The organism is Streptomyces humicola (assembly GCF_024436035.1).
GTDB lineage: Bacteria > Actinomycetota > Actinomycetes > Streptomycetales > Streptomycetaceae > Streptantibioticus_B > Streptantibioticus_B humicola.
On the sequence record NZ_JANFNG010000053.1, the window covers coordinates 1 to 18203 of the forward strand.

The window sequence follows — 18203 nt, forward strand, 5'->3', positions numbered from 1 at the left end:
TGGTACTGCAGGGGGGACCCTGTGGGAGAGTAGGACGCCGCCGAACAATTATTGACAGGCCTTGGGCCCGGGACCTCGTTCCGGGCCCAAGGCCTTTTCGAGGTTCCCGGGCCTCGCCCCGGGGAGCACCCCCGACGAGAACCCCTGTGCGGACCGGTGCCGCGACCCCGGTAAGGTCAGGAAGCATCGTCGGCGCACGGCAAACAGGAGGCACTCCGGGTGGAGGTCCAGGAGACACGGGTACAGACCGACCGGGTGCTCACTGTCCCCAACATCCTCAGCATGGCCCGTCTCGTCGGCGTGCCCGTTTTCCTGTGGTTGATCCTCTGGCCCAAGTTCGGCGGGCCGAATGCCGATTACTGGGCTCTCGCCATCCTGGCCCTCAGCGGTATCAGCGACTACCTCGACGGCAAGCTGGCACGCCGGTGGAACCAGATCAGCAGCCTCGGCCGCATCCTCGACCCCGCTGCCGACCGCCTCTACGTCCTGTCCACCCTCCTCGGGCTGACCTGGCGCGAAATCCTGCCCTGGTGGCTGACCGGAGTGCTGGTGGCCCGCGAGCTCATGCTCGGGGTCGCCGTGCTCGTCCTCCGCCGCCACGGATACGGTCCTCCGCAAGTGAACTTCCTGGGCAAGGCCGCGACGTTCAACCTCATGTACGCGTTCCCACTGCTGCTTCTGAGTGAGGGCAGCGGGTGGGTGCACGAAGTCGCTGCTATTTTCGGATGGGCGTTCGCAGGATGGGGTACAACGCTCTACTGGTGGGCAGGGATCCTGTACGTGGTCCAGGTCCGCCGACTCGTCAGGGCGGACGCCACGGCCGGCTGAGCCCCGTACCCCGGCAGAGGTAAAGACAGGCCGGGTGCCCCACCGCGCGATCCGCGGGTCATCAGGATGGGCGATGTCGGCGAGAACGCCGTCTCTTCAAGGAGGACACTTCCGACATGAAGGCCGTCGTGATGGCCGGTGGCGAAGGCACACGCCTGCGCCCGATGACCTCGAGCATGCCCAAACCGCTCCTGCCGGTGGCCAACCGGCCGATCATGGAGCACGTCCTGCGGCTGCTCAAGCGGCACGGTCTCACCGAGACCGTGGTGACCGTGCAATTCCTTGCGTCGCTGGTTAAGAACTACTTCGGTGACGGTGAGGAACTCGGCATGGACCTCACCTACGCCCACGAGGAGAAGCCACTCGGCACCGCGGGGAGTGTCAAGAACGCGGAGGAGGCGCTCAGGGACGATGCGTTTCTGGTCATTTCCGGTGACGCGCTGACCGACTTCGATCTCACCGAGCTGATCAACTTCCACCGGGAGAAGGGCGCGCTCGTCACTGTCTGCCTCACCCGGGTGCCCGATCCGCTCGAATTCGGGATCACCATCGTCGACGAGGAAGGCAAGGTCGAGCGCTTCCTGGAGAAGCCGACGTGGGGCCAGGTCTTCTCCGACACCGTCAACACGGGCATCTACGTGATGGAGCCCGAGGTCTTCGACTACGTCGAGCCGGATGTGCCCGTCGACTGGTCCGGGGACGTCTTCCCCGAGCTGATGAAGGCCGGCAAGCCGATCTACGGCTTCGTCGCCGAGGGGTACTGGGAGGACGTCGGCACTCACGATAGCTATGTGAAGGCGCAGGCCGACGTGCTGGAGGGCCACGTCGACGTCGAGATCGACGGCTTCGAGATGGCGCCGGGAGTCTGGGTCGCCGAGGGCGCGGAAGTGCACCCTGACGCCGTCCTGCGCGGGCCGCTGTACATCGGCGACTACGCCAAGGTCGAAGCCGGATCCGAGATTCGCGAACACTCGGTGATCGGATCCAACGTCGTCGTGAAATCCGGAGCCTTTCTCCACAAAGCGGTGATCCACGACAACGTCTATGTGGGTCCGCAGACCAATCTGCGGGGCTGCGTGATCGGCAAGAACACGGATGTGATGCGAGCCGCACGGATCGACGACGGCGCGGTGATCGGTGACGAATGCCTGATCGGCGAGGAATCGATCATCGCCGGCAATGTGCGCGTCTACCCGTTCAAGACGATCGAGGCGGGCGCGTTCGTCAACACCTCCGTCATCTGGGAGTCCCGCGGGCAGGCGCACCTGTTCGGCGCGCGCGGCGTCTCCGGGATCCTCAACGTAGAGATCACGCCCGAGCTGGCCGTCCGCCTCGCCGGCGCCTACGCGACCACGCTGAAGAAGGGCTCCACTGTCACCACGGCCCGCGACCACTCCCGTGGCGCGCGTGCGCTGAAACGTGCCGTCATCTCCGCCCTGCAGGCGAGCGCCATCGACGTGCGCGACCTGGAGAACGTCCCCATGCCGGTCGCCCGCCAGCAGACCGCTCGCGGCGGCGCCGGCGGGCTGATGATCCGCACCACGCCGGGTGTGCCCGACTCCGTCGACATCATGTTCTTCGACGAGCGCGGCGCCGACCTCTCCCAGGCAGGTCAGCGCAAGCTTGACCGCGTCTATGCGCGGCAGGAGTACCGCCGGGCGTTCCCCGGGGAGATCGGCGACCTGCACTTCCCGTCCAGCGTCTTCGACTCATACACCGGTGCCCTGCTGCGCGCCGTCGACACCTCGGGGGTGCGCGAGTCCGGTCTGAAGATCGTGGTGGACGCGGCGCACGGGAGTGCCGGGCTCGTCCTGCCGAGCCTGCTCGGACGCCTCGGCGTCGACGCCCTCACCATCAACCCCGGCCTCGACGAGGCGCACCCGACCGAGACGGTCGACGAGCGCCGCTCCGGGCTGGTGCGGCTCGGCGAGATTGTCGCGTCGGCCGGGGCCGCGTTCGGTGTGCGGTTCGACCCGGTGGGCGAAAGGATCTCGCTCGTCGACGAGCGCGGGAAGATCGTGGAGGACGACCGCGCGCTGCTGGTGATGCTCGATCTCGTCGCGGCGGAGCGGCGCAGCGGTCGTGTCGCGCTCCCGGTGACCACGACACGCATTGCCGAGCAGGTGGCGGCGTATCACGGTACCCAGGTCGAGTGGACGACGACGTCGCCCGACGACCTGACCCGGGTCGCCAGGATGGATGGCACCATCTTCGGCGGCGACGGCCGTGCCGGCCTGATCGTTCCCGAGTTCAGCAGTGTCTTCGACGGTTCGGCCGCTTTCGTCCGGCTGATCGGTCTCGTCGCGCGGACCCAGCTCACGCTGAGTCAGATCGATGCCCGTATCCCACGGGCGCATGTGCTCAAGCGTGATCTCGCCACGCCGTGGGCAGTGAAGGGCCTCGTGATGCGGAGCGTGGTGGAGGCCGCAGGCGACCGGTCGGTGGACACCACGGACGGCGTCCGGGTGGTGGAGGCCGACGGCCGTTGGGTGATGGTGCTTCCCGACCCGGCGGAGGCGGTCACCCATCTATGGGCGGAAGGGCCCGACGACGCCTCGGCCCAGGCGCTGCTCGACGAGTGGTCGGCCGTCGTGGACGGCGCAGGCCACTGAGCGCCTCCCGGGCACCCGGGGCGGCCCCGAACCAGTCGTGAACGGCCCCCGACGAGGGGGCCGTTCGCTCCCGGGCACCCCACGTGCGACGATGTGTGGAGCGTGCCGTGGGAGAAGATCGTCGCCTTGCCTTGCGATCCCCGAAACAGCCTGACTACGCTCGGTCGCCAGGCCAACGAGGGCTATTGAGGCGGGAGAGGATGGAACGCCCTGCCGTTCGGCCGAGGGGAGTCGGCAGGCGGGAAGGTCATGACCACGCGGGGGGTCGCCGCACCGACAGGGTGGCGCGTGGTGGAAACTGTCTGGCGGCCGCGATCGTTGTCCGGATGACCGGAGCCGCCGGTCGGTGTTGCGAGGATTCGTCCTGCCCCACGGGCGGGTCTGTTGCTGTCAAGGGGAATCGCCCGTGAATTTGTTTGGGAAGTTGTTCGGCAAGCGCGCACGGAAGGGAGCCAGTGAGCCCGCTACAGCGCGTCACCGCGCCCCGCGTCCGACGCAGCCCGATGCGCCGAACGCAGAGCGCCCGCTCTTCCGTGACGAGGCCACTGGGCCGAGCGGAGCCATTTCGGGTGGTCATGGGCCGGTATCTGTTGACCCTGGCGTATCCGGCCCCATAGGTTTCCAGGAACCATCGACCTCAAGTGCAGGTGGAGGGTTTTCCTCCGGTCCGTACGGGTCGAACGTCCCCGCGGGGCATCCGCGGCAGGAGGGGCAGCCGATGGGGCCTGTGACGGTCTGCAACAGGTGCGGGCACAGCAACGCCGAGGCCGGCCGTTTCTGCTCGAACTGCGGTGCACCGCTGCGCGCCGGCACCTCCTATGAGGGTTCGTCGGAGACCACCTCCACCATCTCGATCTCCGGTATTGAGGCCTACGAGGCGGAGGTGACCGGTCAGACGCCGATCCCGTCGCTCAGCCCGGAGGCTCAGGCCGCGGTCGACGCGCTGCCGCCCGGATCCGCACTGCTGATCGTCCGGCGCGGACCGAACTCGGGAAGCCGCTTCCTGCTGGACGCCGAGGTCACCACGGCGGGCCGTCATCCGCAAAGCGACATCTTCCTGGACGACGTGACCGTCTCGCGGCGGCATGTCGAGTTCCGCAGGAGCGCCGACGGCGGTTTCACCGTCGCCGACGTCGGCAGCCTGAACGGTACGTATGTGAACAGGGAGCCCATCGACTCGGTGGTCCTGTCCAGCGGGGACGAGGTACAGATCGGCAAGTACCGGCTGGTCTTCTACATGAGCCACCGGGGCATCTGAGGCGCAGCAGGCCCGCGAGAGGGGTCCCATGCCGCAGACGAAGGAAGGGTTGCCCGTGCCGGGAGGCAAGGGGAGGTCCCCGCTTCGACCAACGTCACCGTCCGGTGGTGCCGTGCGCGGCACCACCGGCACGGAGGACCGTCTGATGAGTATCGGGGCGGTGCTCGGGCTGCTGCGCGACGAGTTCCCCGAGGTCACCATCTCCAAGATCCGCTTCCTCGAGGCGGAGGGACTTGTCGACCCGCAACGCACCCCGTCGGGGTACCGGAAGTTCAGCCTCCGCGACGTCGAGCGGCTCGGCCATGTGCTGCGTATGCAGCGCGATCACTATCTGCCGCTGAAGGTGATCAGGGAGCACCTCGACGCGCTCGACGCGGGCGAGTCGCTGCCCTTGCCGGCCCCCTCGGAACCCGTCGATCTGCTCGACGGCGCGGTGGCCGAGCCCGAGACCGGCGGCCTGCGGCTCGGCCGCGAGGAGCTCATGGCGGCGGCCGGCATCGGCGAGGAGGAACTGGCCGAGTGGGAGTCGTACGGCCTGATCGAGCCGGGGGCGGACGGTGGGTTCGACGCCGAGGCGGTGAACATCGCCCGCCTCGTCCGTGAGCTGGGAACGTTCGGCCTCGAACCGCGCCATCTGCGTGCCGTCAAGGCGGCGGCCGACCGGGACGTCGGCTTGGTGGAGCAGGTCGTCGCCCCGTTGCGCAGGCACCGCAACCCGCAGACGCGGGCCCATGCGGAGTCGACGGCCCGCGAGCTGGCCACGCTCTCCGTGCGGCTGCACGCCGCGCTGGTGCAGTCCGCGCTGCGGCTGCGGCAGCTGTGACCGCCGCGTCCTCCCGGCGGCCGACAGGGGCCGTATCGCGCCGGTGCGGCGGATCTCCGACTACCCAAAGCGTCCAGTCACGGCCTAGGGTTGCTGTGTGAACGAGCTCGACGTCGTGGGTGTCCGGGTCGAAATGCCCTCCAACCAACCGATCGTGCTTCTGCGTGAAGTAGGGGGCGACCGGTACCTCCCCATCTGGATCGGACCGGGGGAGGCGACCGCGATCGCCTTCGCGCAGCAGGGCATGACGCCCGCGCGCCCGCTGACCCACGACCTGTTCAAGGACGTCCTGGACGCCGTGGGCCAGCAGCTGACCGAGGTGCGCATCACAGATCTGCGGGAAGGGGTCTTCTACGCGGAGCTGGTCTTCGCCAGCGGAGTCGAGGTCAGCGCGCGCCCGTCGGACGCCATAGCGCTGGCGCTGCGCACCGGGACGCCGATCTTCGGCAGCGACGGCGTGCTCGACGACGCGGGGATCGCCATCCCCGACGAGCAGGAGGACGAGGTCGAGAAGTTTCGGGAGTTCCTCGACCAGATCTCGCCGGAGGACTTCGGCACCAGCAATCAGTAGCGGCGCAAACTAACAGCCGTTCCCGCAGCGAGGTCACGCGAAACCACCCCTGGGGCTGAAATCACTCGGCGTGCCGAGCGTGGCGATCGTTGACGCACTCCGAGTGACTGCCTACCGTCGAGTGGGTAAGTCCCGGGAAGGCACTGCGCCCCGGGACATGAAGGGACGGAGGTCGGCGTGAGAAGCACCGGCGACGGGACGGCCGCAGGCAGTGCGTTCCCGGTCCGCGGAACCGTATCCCGTCCCTCGTACCGGCCATCGGACGAGGGCCGTCCGAGTGATGATCCGGCGACCGACCTCATCGGCTACCGAGGCCCCACGGCCTGCGCGGCCGCAGGGATCACCTACCGCCAGCTGGACTACTGGGCGCGCACCGGCCTGGTCGAGCCGAGCGTGCGCCCCGCCTACGGTTCGGGAACCCAGCGGCTCTACAGCTTCCGCGACGTCGTCGTCCTCAAGATCGTCAAACGGCTGCTCGACACCGGTGTCGCGCTGCAGAACATCCGCACCGCGGTGCAGCACCTGAGCACCCGGGAAGCGGCCGACGTGGCCCGTCTGACCCTGATGTGCGACGGCGCGACCGTGTACGAGTGCACCTCGCCCGATGAGGTGGTGAGCCTGCTCGAAGGCGGCCAGGGCGTCTTCGGCATCGCCGTCGGGGTGGTGTGGCGGGACGTGGAGAGCGACCTGGCCCAGTTGCACGGCGAGCGCGTGGACACCGGGGAGACGGTGATCGGTCACAACCCGGCCGACGAGCTCGCCCGGCGCCGCAACCGCGCCGGCTGACCGATCGCCGGTCCGACCGGCCCGAACCGGCGTGCCGTACACCTGTACGGCAAATGTCCGTGCCGTGCGGCAGTATCCGTTGCGTGAGAAGCACTCCGACGATCCTGCATCTCGACATGGATGCCTTCTTCGCCGCGGTGGAGCAGGCGTCCAAGCCGAGCCTGCGCGGGAAGCCGGTGATCGTCGGAGGGCTGGGGCCGCGCGGGGTGGTCGCCACGGCGTCGTACGAGGCGCGAGTGCACGGCGTCCACTCGGCCATGGCAATGGCGCACGCCCGGCGGCTGTGCCCCCACGCTGCCTATCTCGTCCCCCGCTTCGCCGTGTACCGCGAAGTGAGCGAACGCGTCATGGGCCTGCTCCACCAGTTCTCCCCGCTCGTCGAGCCGCTCAGCCTAGACGAGGCCTTTGTCGACCTGGATGCGGGCCCGTGCGGGGAGCGGCTTCGCGGCCGTCCGCCGGAGGAGACGACCGAGGCGGTACGGGAGGTCGGCGAGGCGCTGCGTGCCGACATCGCCGCCGCGACGGGGCTCACCGCCTCGGTGGGCATCGCCGCATCCAAGCTGCTGGCCAAAATCGGCTCCGAGGCGGCCAAGCCGGACGGCCTGCTGGTGATCGAGCCGGGCACGGAGCGGGAGCTGCTGGGTCCGATGCCGGTCCGCACGCTGTGGGGCGTCGGGCCGGCCACCGCGGAGCATCTGCGCAAGGCCGGGATAACGACGGTCGCCGAGGTCGCGGAGGCGGGGGAAGCGGAGCTGGTACGGCTCCTGGGCAGGGCGCACGGCGCGGGCCTGTACGCGATGGCCACCGGGCAGGACGACCGGCCGGTCGTGGCCGAGCGCGACGTGAAATCGGTGTCGGTGGAGGACACCTTCGATGTGGATCTCACCGACCGGGCGCGGGTGCGCGCCGAGGTGGACCGGCTCGCCGACCGGTGCGTCCAGCGGCTGCGCGGCGCCGGCCGCTCCGGGCGCACGGTGGTGCTCAAGGTGCGGCGGTACGACTTCACGACACTGACCCGCTCGGAGACACTGCGGGCCCCGACCGACGATCCGGCCGTGGTCAAGGAGACGGCCGCCCGCCTGCTCGACGGGGTGGACACCACGGGCGGGGTGCGGCTGCTGGGTGTCGGGGTGGCCGGGCTCGCCGACTACACCCAGGAGGATCTGTTCGCGCACGGCCTGGCGGGCGGCCTTGCGCTGCACGAGCGGCCGGGAGACACCGAGGCCGACTCGCCCGGGCCGCTCACCCCGCACCCGGCCCCGCACCCCGCCCCGCCGCCCGCGGAGCCGACGCCGCCATCACGCCGCTGGATTGCTGGACAGGACGTCCGGCACACGCAGTACGGCCCCGGCTGGGTGCAGGGCAGCGGGGTCGGCAGGGTCACGGTCCGTTTCGAGGTGCCGGGCGGGGAGCCGGGCCGGATCCGTACCTTCCCCGTCGACGACCCGGGGCTCGAACCGTCGGATCCGCTGCCGCTCGTTCCCGGCCGTGATTAGCCCTCCGAGCGGTCGCCGCCGTCGCCCGCGAGCTGTCCGAAGCCCGGCGCCTCGCGGGCCGGTCCGCCGGCCTCCGGGGCCGGCGGCACCTCGAGGCCGTAGTGGTGGTAGAGCTGGAGCTCCTGTTCGGGAGAGAGGTGGCGGCCCACACCGAAATCCGGTGCCCCCTTGACCAGGGACTTCACGAACGGCACGTGCAGCGTCTCGTTCTTCAGCTCGCTCGGTCCCAGGGGGACGAACGCGTCGCGCCCGAAGAGCCCGGTGCGCACGGCCGCCCATTCCGGCTCACCGGTCGCGTCGTCGAGGTACACCTCGTCCACGGTGCCGATCTTCACACCGTTGCAATCGAAGGCTTTGCGGCCGATCAGGCTGCGCGGGTCGACGTCTGTCTGCACGGTCCCTCCAAGTGGTAGCAACCGGTCCCACATCATTACAAAAGGCCACATTTGGGATGGTGTCGAGTCGAGGACCGATCGCACGGAGGTCGCGGTGGTCCCGAGGCCCGCCGGAAGGTCATCGGCGGGCTACGCCGACGCTGGTAAGGTGGCAATTGGCCGTTGACCCCGTGCGGGAGAGTCCCGACGAGAGTGACTGACACCGTTCAGACACTGTCGCCGGGCGCCGAAGGAGCAATCCCTCCCCGGAATCTCTCAGGCATCCGTACCGCGCGGACGAGGTCACTCTGAAAAGAAGGGTGGGCCTTCAGGTCGCAGTGACGCGGCCGGGACCCGCCCTCACCGACGGTGAAAGCCGCACCGCCTCGGCGGCGTGGTGAAACTCTCAGGTTGATGACAGAGGGGGAGGCCGTCCGGGCACCCGCGCCGAGGTGCCCCTCGCAGGTCGCATTCGACCAGGAGGCCTCCGCAGATGACCGCCAATCGCACCCCCCTCACCGGCACGCCCCTTTCGGAACTCGCATGTGGCACGCCCTTCGAGCACCGTCACATCGGTCCCGACGCCGCCGCGCAGGCCAAGATGCTCGCTCAGGTCGGCTACGGATCGCTCGACGAGCTGACCGCTGCCGCCGTGCCGGACACGATCAAGAGCGCCGGGGCGCTCGGCCTGCCCGAGGCGCGCAGCGAGGCCGAGGTGCTCGCCGAGCTCCGCTCGCTCGCCGACCGCAACCAGGTGCTGCGCTCGATGATCGGCCTGGGTTACTACGGCACCTTCACCCCGCCGGTCATCCTGCGCAACGTGCTGGAGAACCCCGCCTGGTACACCGCCTACACCCCCTACCAGCCGGAGATCTCCCAGGGCCGCCTGGAGGCGCTGCTCAACTTCCAGACGATGGTGGCCGACCTGACCGGCCTGCCGACCTCCGGCGCGTCCCTGCTCGACGAGAGCACCGCGGCTGCTGAGGCGATGGCACTGTCGCGCCGTGTCGGCAAGGTCAAGGACGGCGTCTTCCTGGTCGACGCCGACTGCCTGCCCCAGACGATCGCGGTGATCGGGACGCGCGCGGAGCCGACCGGCGTCGAGGTGGTCGTCGCCGACCTCACCGACGGGATCCCGGAGGACGTCGCCGAGCGCGGCGTGTTCGGCGTGCTGCTCCAGTACCCGGGCGCATCGGGCGCCGTGCGCGACCTGCGGTCCGTGATCGCCCGCGCCCACGAGCTCGGCGCGATCGTCACCGTCGCCGCCGACCTGCTCGCGCTCACCCTGCTCACCCCGCCCGGCGAGCTCGGCGCCGACATCGCCGTCGGCACCACCCAGCGCTTCGGCGTACCGATGGGCTTCGGCGGCCCGCACGCCGGCTACATGGCCGTGCGCGACGCCTACGCCCGCAGCCTGCCCGGCCGCCTCGTCGGCGTGTCCGTCGACGTCGACGGCAACAGGGCGTACCGGCTCGCGCTGCAGACGCGCGAGCAGCACATCCGCCGCGAGAGGGCCACGAGCAACATCTGCACCGCGCAGGTGCTCCTCGCCGTGATGGCCGGCATGTACGCCGTCTACCACGGCCCCGAGGGGCTCGCTGCGATCGCCCGGCGCACCCATCGCTACGCCGTCGTTCTCGCCGAAGGGCTGCGCGCCGGCGGCCTGGAGGTCGTCAATGACACGTACTTCGACACCCTCACGGTGCGGGTGCCCGGCCGTGCCACCGAGGTCGTGGCAGCCGCCCGCGACGCCGGGATCAACCTGCGCCAGGTCGACGCGGACCTCGTCTCCCTCGCCTGCGACGAGACCACTGACCGCGACGAACTCACCGCCGTCTGGTCCGCGTTCGGTGTCTCGGGCGACATCGACGCGCTGGACGCCGCGGCCGTGGACGCGCTCCCGGCCGGGCTGCTCCGTTCGCACGACTACCTGACCCACCCCGTCTTCCACCAGCACCGTTCCGAGACGGCGATGCTGCGCTACCTGCGCCGCCTCGCCGACCGCGACTACGCGCTCGACCGCGGCATGATCCCGCTCGGCTCGTGCACGATGAAGCTCAACGCGACCACCGAGATGGAGCCGGTCACCTGGCCGGAGTTCGGTGCGCTGCACCCCTTCGCCCCGATCGAGCAGGCGCAGGGCTACGTGACGCTCATCCGTGAACTGGAGGAAGGGCTCGCCGAGATCACCGGGTACGACAAGGTCAGCATCCAGCCCAACGCCGGTTCGCAGGGCGAGCTGGCGGGCCTGCTCGCCGTGCGCGCCTACCACCGTGCCAACGGCGACACGCAGCGGCGCGTCTGCCTCATCCCGTCCTCCGCCCACGGCACCAACGCCGCGAGCGCTGTGATGGCCGGAATGAAGGTGGTCGTGGTCAAGACGAGCGAAGACGGGGACGTGGACGTCGCCGATCTGCACGCCAAGATCGAGCAGCACCGCGACGAACTGGCCGTGCTGATGGTCACCTACCCCTCCACGCACGGCGTGTTCGAAGAGAACATCACCGACATCTGCGCCGCCGTCCACGAGGCGGGCGGCCAGGTCTACGTGGACGGCGCGAACCTCAACGCGCTCGTCGGACTCGCCCGGCCGGGGAAGTTCGGCGCCGACGTCTCGCACCTGAACCTGCACAAGACGTTCTGCATCCCGCACGGCGGCGGCGGCCCGGGCGTCGGCCCGGTCGCGGTGCGCGCGCATCTCGCGCCGTACCTGCCGAACCACCCGCTGCAGCCCACCGCGGGTCCAGAGACGGGCGTCGGCCCGATCTCCGCGGCCCCCTGGGGCTCGGCGGGCATCCTGCCCATCTCGTGGGCGTACGCGCGGCTGATGGGCGCGGACGGGCTGCGCCGCGCGACGCAGGTCGCCGTGCTCGGCGCCAACTACGTCGCCAAGCGGCTCGCCCCTTACTTCCCGGTGCTGTACACCGGCCCGGGCGGTCTGGTGGCGCACGAGTGCATCATCGACCTGCGGCCGCTGACCAAGGCGACCGGCGTCACCGTCGACGACGTGGCCAAGCGGCTCATCGACTACGGCTTCCACGCGCCGACGATGTCGTTCCCGGTCGCCGGAACGCTGATGATCGAGCCGACCGAGAGCGAGGACCTGGCCGAACTCGACCGGTTCTGCGAGGCGATGATCGCCATTCGGGCGGAGATCGACCGCGTGGGATCCGGCGAATGGCCGAAGGACGACAACCCGCTGCGGAACGCCCCGCACACCGCGGCGGTGCTCACCGTCGAGTGGGAGCACCCGTACCCCCGTCAGGAGGCGGTGTTCCCGGCCGGTGTCCAGGCCGCCGACAAGTACTGGCCTCCGGTGCGCCGGATCGACGGTGCATACGGCGACCGGCACCTGGTGTGCTCGTGCCCGCCGCTCGACGCGTACGAGGGCTGAACAGGGCGCGCGAGCATCGAGAGCGAGGGGCCGGTGCGGCGGAGGCTGCGCCGGCCCCGGTGCGTTCGATGGCGCGTGCGATGCTGCCCGGGCGTCGGGAGGCGTCGGTTCAGGCGCTCGTCACGCGGCCGTTGCGATGTTCTTCGCACCCAGCGGGCGGTGCGGGGCGATGATCTGACCGTCCGGCAGCAGCTCGCCGGTGTCCTCGAAGAGCAGTACGCCGTTGCACAGCAGGCTCCACCCCTGCTCCGGGTGGTAGGCCACCGGGTGGGCAGCCTCCCGGTCGGCGGAGTCTGCTGACGGGCACGGCGGTTGGTGCTGGCACATGGACGTTGTCTTTCGCTGCGGGCGGCCGGCCGGATCGCCGGACCGGCTGTTCGGCTCTGAGGTGGATGAGGTGTTCATGGCTGTCCCCCCGTTCGTCGGTTCGTGTCCCAGTGTTGCCCTGCGAGCGCCCTCCCGCAGGGATTTCGGCTCAGCTCTCCTCACTAGGTGATGACGCATCACCCGGGCGGAGGGTTCAATCCGCTCCGTCCCTCTCCTCGGGTGGTACCCGGTAGCCGTGGCGGACTAGTCCGCTCCCGGGCGCGCAGGGGCGAGCGCACGGGGGCATGCGGCCGCACGCGGTGGCGCACCGATACGCACGAGTGCGCCCCCTCGACCGATCGGAAGAGGGGGCGCGCTGCCGCCGTCCTGCCGGTGGCTACACCACCGTGCCCAGCAGCGGCGCCGGCGCCGGAGTGAGCCGGTGGCTGAGCACCGGCAGCAGCTCGGCGACCGCATGCGGCCGGTGGGCGGCGATGCCGGGCGGCGCAGGGGCCAGCGGGATCAGGACGTCGGCCGGCGCGGGCTGTGCGTCGTCCCCGTCGGCGATGTCCCGGTGCAGCCACAAGGTGAGCATGTACAGCCCGGGGATGGACAGCAGCCTGGGCTGGTAGGCGCCGGTCAGCGGCTCGGCCTGGTGGAGCGCGCGCTCTGTCGAGGCGAGGTAGGGACCTTCGCTGAAGTGTGAAAACGCCCAGCCGTCCGGGGTCCACATGGTGTCTGCGGCCGCCACCACGCGATCGGCCCCGCGGATCAGGAAGCGCCATCCGGTCAGCCGGGCCTGCGGCAGTCCGCCGCGCGCGGGCACGGGATCGAGCAGGTGGACGGGAAGCGGATGTTCGGGCGTCAGCGGCCCGTCCGGTGCGCTCAAAAACGGGGTGCCTGCGGCTCGTACGGCCGATGGTGAGCCAAGTGCCGCGAGAACGCTCCGGAGAGCGGGCGCGGGGGCCGGGGGGACATGCAGCGGCATGGTGTGGGTCGCCTCTCACTGGAGACAGGTGTGCATGGTGGGTGCGGACAGCGCTGTCGGCGGTGCTCGTGGAGCGGGATCGATGGTGCAGGGTGGTGCTGGGGTGTTGCTGGTGGCTGTTACGGGCAGCGGGGCCAGGACACGTGGCACCCGAAGGGGGCTGCGGTACGCGAAAGCTGCGGTGGCATGCCGATCCCTTCCCGTGGCCGGGGGTGTGCGCGGGGGCGCAACCTGAGGGTCGCGGAGTCTCTGCCTGTGCGCGAAGTTTATACGATCCGTGTTCACCTGGCGTTTCGGCTAACCGACCCCCGTATTACGGGCAAGCCTGTTTTGCGCCCGCTTCGCAGGGCTATTCCTCCGCATTCGTGACGGAGCCCGCCGCTGTGGGCTGCATCGACCGTGCCGCAGGGGATGGCCGGATCCGGTCGGCGTAATTCACGATGGTATTGCACGGGCTACCGGACGGCACCTCATGCCCACGGAATGTGCCTGCGGACCGCGGTTATCAGCCTATCGTCCGCAGGCCGAGCCCATGGCGTTATCGATCTATTGTGCTGGGCATCATCGGTGCACGGCCCACTCGAGGAGGGACGCTTCGATGGGGGAGAAGGTCGTGGCCACGGGGTTCGACCTGTCCGATCGGCAGCGGTACCGGCAAAAGCTGCGGCAGTGCCTCGTGGGGCTGGAGCGGCTGTTGGAGGAGAAGCGGTTCGACCGGCCTCGCAACCTCATGGGGCTGGAGATCGAACTGAATCTCGCGGATTCCGACGGGCTGCCCTGCATGGTCAACGAAGCGGTGCTTGACCGCATCGCGAGCCGTGATTTCCAGACCGAGCTCGCGCAGTTCAACATCGAGGTGAACATCGCGCCGCACCGCCTTTCCGGCAGGGTGCTCGACCAACTGGCTGAAGAACTGCGTATCGCCCTGTCATATGCCGACCGACAGGCCGCCGAGGTCGGTGCCCGCATCGTCATGGTCGGCATTCTGCCGACGCTCGGCGCCCAGGACCTCGTACAGGCGAACCTCTCGCGGGTCGACCGGTACACCCTGCTCAACGACCGGATACTCGCCGCCCGCGGCGAGGACATCAGCCTGGACATCGACGGCCCCGAGAGGCTCACCTGCACCTCCGCCTCGATCGCCCCCGAGGCCGCCTGCACCTCGATGCAGATGCACCTGCAGGTGACACCCGGGCGGTTTGCGGCCGTCTGGAACGCGGCGCAGGCAGCCGTTGCGGCGCAGGTCGCCATGGGAGCCAACTCCCCGTTCCTGTTCGGCCGGGAGCTGTGGCGAGAGACCCGTCCCGTCCTCTTCCAGCAGGCCACCGACACCCGGCCGCAGGAGCTGCAGGCGCAGGGCGTCCGCCCGATCACCTGGTTCGGCGAACGCTGGATATCGGGCGCCTACGACTTGTTCGAGGAGAACCTGCGGTACTTCCCCTCGCTGCTGCCCATCTGCGATGACGAGGACCCGCTGCGCGTGCTCGACGAGGGCGGGGTGCCACGGCTGAAGGAGCTGCAGCTGCACAACGGCACCATCTACCGCTGGAACCGTCCGGTCTACGCGGTGGTCGACGGCGTACCGCACCTGAGGGTCGAGAACCGCGTCATGCCGGCCGGGCCGACCGTCACCGACGTCATCGCCAACGCGGCCTTCTACTACGGCCTGGTGCGGGCGCTCGCCGAAGCCCCGCGTCCGGTGTGGACCCGGCTGCCGTTCCCCGCCGCGGCAGCGAACTTCGAGGCCGCGTGCCGGTACGGCATCGACGCGGAGCTGTACTGGCCGAGACCCGGCCGGGGCGGCGCGCTGGTGCGGGTGCCGGCCGTACGCCTCGTGCGCGACGAGTTGCTGCCGCTGGCTGCGGCCGGTCTCGACGGCTGGGCGGTGGCACCGGCCGACCGCGACCGGTATCTCGGGGTGATCGAGGAGCGTTGCCGGATGCGGGTCAACGGTGCGTCGTGGCAGGCGGCCGCCTTCCATCGGGCCGAGGAGCGTGGCCTGGACCGGCAGGCCGCGCTGGCGGCGATGACCCGCCGCTACTGCGAGCTGATGCGTTCCGGCGAGCCGGTGCACTCCTGGCCGGTGGACGAGGTTCCTGGCGCACCCTCGTGAGCCCCCGGGCCGCGCACGTGCGATCTTCTTATGAGTCCAGATCGCACGGGCGGAGGCGGATGTGCACGAAGAGCGACGCGGGGCCGATGAGGGCACCCGGGAGGGGGCCGCAGGCGTTGGGAGTGCCGTGACACGTTCGACGCCCGGTGCAGCCGGCCCCGCGCGGCGCACCCTGCGAAGCGAGGTGCTGCTCGTCCTCGCCCTGTCGCTCGGGGCCGACGCGGTCGGCGCGGTGATCAGCTTCATCGGCTCGGTCACCAAGCCCGGACCGCTCAAGAACCAGGCCGCCACTCTCGTCACCACGCAGGCACCCGGTCGTCCGTGGCTCGATCTCGCCTGGCAGCTCTTCGGCGTGGCGACGGCGCTGATCCCTGTGGCGCTCGTGGCGCATCTGCTGGCCAGGGAGGGCGCCGGGATGCGCGCGATCGGCCTTGACCTGCGCCGGCCTCGCTCCGACCTGGTACGGGGAGCCGTGATCGCGGCGGGCATCGGCGGCACCGGACTGGCGCTGTATCTGGGGGCGCGGGCCGCGGGCTTCAATCTCACCGTCGTACCGGAATCGCTGCCCGACGTCTGGTGGCGCATTCCGGTGCTCGTCGCCGCGGCTGTGCAGAACGCCGTGCTCGAAGAGGTGATCGTCGTCGGCTATCTGCTGCGACGGCTGGAGCAACTGGGGTGGGCGCCGATGGCGGCGCTCGTGGCGAGCGCGGTGCTGCGCGGCTCGTACCACCTCTACCAGGGCATCGGTGGGCTGGTCGGGAACATGGCGATGGGCGTGATCTTCGTCCTGCTCTACCGGCGGTGGCGGCGGGTGGGGCCGCTGGTGGCCGCGCACGCGCTGATCGACACAGTGGCCTTCGTCGGGTACGCCCTGCTCGCCGGAAAGGTGAGCTGGCTGCCGACGTGACGCGGTGCTCCCGAGGCCCTTGCGGGGCCCCGGGAGCGGTGCGTCATACGCCCGCGAGCAGTTCGCCGTCGATGACGGTGACCGCCGAGCCGGTGAGCAGGACGCGGTCGCCGCGCAGTGCGGTGTGCACCAGGCCCGCACGGGCCGAGGCCTGAAGCCCCGTCAGTTCGTCGCGGCCGAGCCGGGCGGACCAGAAGGGCGCCAGTGCCGTGTGGGCACTGCCGGTCACGGGGTCCTCCTCGATGCCGACGGCAGGGCCGAAGAACCGGGAGACGAAGTCGTACCCCGCGGACGGGTCCTCGGCCGGTGCGGTGACGATGACGCCGCGGTGCGACAGGTGCGCGACGGCCGCCAGGTCGGGGGTGAGGCCGCGCACGGTCTTCTCGTCGGCGAGCTCGACGAGCAGGTCGCCGACGTCGGGACCGGTGTCGTGGGCGGACAGTACCTCGGCGCCGAGCGCCGCCGGGACCCGGCCGCCGGCGGGCTGCGCGGTGAGCGGGGCGGTGGGGAAGTCCAGGGTGATGCGGCCTTCGTCGCCGGCAGCGGCGGTCAGTACGCCGCTGCGGGTGGCGAACCGCACCGTTCCGGTCGCGGCGCCCGTGGTGTGCAGGACGTGCGCGGTGGCGAGGGTGGCGTGGCCGCAGAGGTTCACCTCGACGGCGGGGGTGAACCAGCGCAGTGCCCATTCCGCGTCACCGCCGTCCGGCAGCGGGTGGGTGAAGGCGGTCTCGGAGAGGTTGACCTCGGCGGCGAGCCGCTGCATCAGCGCTTCGTCCAGGAAGCCCTCGGGGCCGAGGACGACGACGCCGGCGGGGTTGCCGGCGAAGGGGCGGTCGGTGAAGGCATCGACGATACGAATCTTCATGATCGCGAAGGTAGGGCGACGGCGTCCCGGGCGCCACGGCCAATCAGTACGCAGTGGTCGGAAGGGGCTTGTCTTCCGAGTGTCAGCGATATATCGTTGAGATGTCGCGACAGCTCAGCGACAGCCCATTGCGATCGTAGGATCGCGGACACAAGGAAAGGAGCGCCACCATGCGTTCCCACGAGCACATTCATGGACATGGACACGGGCGCGGCCGCCCCGGACGCGGAGAGTTCCGCGGCGAATTCGAGCGTGGCCGTGGGGCATTCGGGCCGTTCGGCCCGCCCTTCGGCGGACCGGGCCCCTGGGGTGGCCCGTTCGGCGGTCCCGGCCGAGGACGCGGCGGCCCACGAGGGCGGGCGCGGCGCGGAGACGTACGCGCGTCGATCCTGGCCCTGCTCAAGGACCGTCCGATGCACGGTTACGAGATGATCCAGGAGATCGCCGAGCGCAGCGGCGGCGCGTGGAAGCCGAGCCCCGGCTCGGTCTACCCGACGCTGCAGCTGCTCGAGGACGAAGGCCTGATCGAGAGCTCGACGGAGGGCGGCAAGAAGCTCTTCACGCTCACCGAGGCCGGCCGCACGGAGGCCGAGGCCGGGGCCGACGCGCCCTGGGAACAGGCCGGGCACGGCATCGACTGGGAGTCCGTGCAGGAGATTAGGCAGGCGGGATTCGGCCTTGTCGAGGCGTTCCGCCAGGTATGGGGCAACGGGACCCCGGAGCAGCGCGAGAAGGCGCTGGCCGTGGTGAACGAGGCCCGCAAGAAGCTCTACCTCATCCTCGCCGACGAGGACTGACGGACGACAGACATCACGGCGGTGGGGCGGGGGCCCCCCCCCCCCCCCCCCCCCCCCCCCCCCCCCCCCCCCCAAGACCAGCTAC

General features: G+C 70.3%; 15 protein-coding genes and 2 riboswitches. Of the genes, 11 read left to right on the forward strand and 4 right to left on the reverse strand.

The window, feature by feature from the left end; genetic code table 11:
* Nucleotides 1–219 precede the first annotated feature (219 nt).
* The 7 genes from clsA to NGB36_RS32475 all read left to right on the forward strand — a co-directional run bounded on the left by clsA (nt 220) and on the right by NGB36_RS32475 (nt 8374).
* Nucleotides 220–828: a cardiolipin synthase ClsA gene (gene clsA / locus NGB36_RS32445; protein WP_255924241.1), complete on the forward strand. Its 609-nt coding sequence runs from the start codon at nt 220–222 to the stop codon at nt 826–828.
* Nucleotides 829–944: 116 nt separating this feature from the next.
* Nucleotides 945–3440 (forward strand): sugar phosphate nucleotidyltransferase, encoded by a 2496-nt coding sequence (locus NGB36_RS32450; RefSeq protein WP_255924242.1) that lies wholly within the window; start codon nt 945–947, stop codon nt 3438–3440.
* 298 nt (nt 3441–3738) lie between these two features.
* Nucleotides 3739–4698 (forward strand): FHA domain-containing protein, encoded by a 960-nt coding sequence (locus tag NGB36_RS32455; RefSeq protein WP_255924255.1) that lies wholly within the window; start codon nt 3739–3741, stop codon nt 4696–4698.
* A gap of 145 nt (nt 4699–4843) precedes the next feature.
* Complete coding sequence (gene ftsR / locus NGB36_RS32460; RefSeq protein WP_255924256.1) at nt 4844–5521, forward strand: transcriptional regulator FtsR; 678 nt, start codon at nt 4844–4846, stop codon at nt 5519–5521.
* Nucleotides 5522–5618: 97 nt separating this feature from the next.
* Entirely contained in the window at nt 5619–6092 is a 474-nt protein-coding gene (locus tag NGB36_RS32465) for a bifunctional nuclease family protein (RefSeq protein ID WP_255924243.1), read from the forward strand.
* A 177-nt stretch (nt 6093–6269) separates the two neighbouring features.
* Nucleotides 6270–6878 (forward strand): MerR family transcriptional regulator, encoded by a 609-nt coding sequence (locus NGB36_RS32470; protein ID WP_255924244.1) that lies wholly within the window; start codon nt 6270–6272, stop codon nt 6876–6878.
* An 83-nt stretch (nt 6879–6961) separates the two neighbouring features.
* Nucleotides 6962–8374 (forward strand): DNA polymerase IV, encoded by a 1413-nt coding sequence (locus NGB36_RS32475; protein WP_255924245.1) that lies wholly within the window; start codon nt 6962–6964, stop codon nt 8372–8374.
* Here NGB36_RS32475 and NGB36_RS32480 read toward each other — a convergent pair.
* The gene (locus tag NGB36_RS32480; protein WP_255924246.1) at nt 8371–8820 is read right to left on the reverse strand and encodes a PRC-barrel domain-containing protein; all 450 of its coding nucleotides are present in this window, start codon (nt 8818–8820) and stop codon (nt 8371–8373) included. The two genes, NGB36_RS32475 and NGB36_RS32480, sit on opposite strands and share 4 nt — an antisense overlap.
* A 112-nt stretch (nt 8821–8932) precedes the next feature.
* Nucleotides 8933–9050, forward strand: a riboswitch (glycine riboswitch).
* A riboswitch (glycine riboswitch) is annotated at nt 9051–9179 on the forward strand.
* Between the two features lie 62 nt (nt 9180–9241).
* On the opposite strand from NGB36_RS32480, the gene gcvP reads away from it, so the two are divergent.
* The gene (gene gcvP, locus NGB36_RS32485; protein ID WP_255924247.1) at nt 9242–12142 is read left to right on the forward strand and encodes an aminomethyl-transferring glycine dehydrogenase; all 2901 of its coding nucleotides are present in this window, start codon (nt 9242–9244) and stop codon (nt 12140–12142) included.
* Nucleotides 12143–12262: 120 nt separating this feature from the next.
* On the opposite strand, the gene NGB36_RS32490 is transcribed toward gcvP, so the two are convergent.
* Together NGB36_RS32490 and NGB36_RS32495 are read right to left on the reverse strand one after the other, a co-directional pair.
* Nucleotides 12263–12469 carry a DUF5999 family protein gene (locus NGB36_RS32490; protein ID WP_255924248.1) on the reverse strand — a complete coding sequence of 69 codons (207 nt, stop codon included), beginning with the start codon at nt 12467–12469 and terminating at the stop codon, nt 12263–12265.
* A gap of 376 nt (nt 12470–12845) precedes the next feature.
* Entirely contained in the window at nt 12846–13436 is a 591-nt protein-coding gene (locus NGB36_RS32495; RefSeq protein WP_255924250.1) for a hypothetical protein, read from the reverse strand.
* A 598-nt stretch (nt 13437–14034) separates the two neighbouring features.
* On the opposite strand from NGB36_RS32495, the gene NGB36_RS32500 reads away from it, so the two are divergent.
* Nucleotides 14035–15549, forward strand: coding sequence for a glutamate-cysteine ligase family protein (locus NGB36_RS32500; protein WP_255924251.1), 1515 nt, complete (start codon nt 14035–14037; stop codon nt 15547–15549).
* Nucleotides 15550–15676: 127 nt separating this feature from the next.
* A complete protein-coding gene (locus tag NGB36_RS32505; protein ID WP_255924252.1) occupies nt 15677–16456 on the forward strand; it encodes a CPBP family intramembrane glutamic endopeptidase in 780 nt (259 codons plus the stop codon).
* A 43-nt stretch (nt 16457–16499) separates the two neighbouring features.
* Here NGB36_RS32505 and NGB36_RS32510 read toward each other — a convergent pair whose 3' ends face one another.
* On the reverse strand, nt 16500–17321 hold the full coding sequence (locus NGB36_RS32510; RefSeq protein WP_255924253.1) for a PhzF family phenazine biosynthesis protein: 822 nt from the start codon (nt 17319–17321) through the stop codon (nt 16500–16502).
* 170 nt (nt 17322–17491) lie between these two features.
* Here NGB36_RS32510 and NGB36_RS32515 point away from each other — a divergent pair, with 170 nt between their 5' ends.
* Nucleotides 17492–18118: a PadR family transcriptional regulator gene (locus NGB36_RS32515; RefSeq protein WP_255924254.1), complete on the forward strand. Its 627-nt coding sequence runs from the start codon at nt 17492–17494 to the stop codon at nt 18116–18118.
* Nucleotides 18119–18203: the final 85 nt, after the last annotated feature.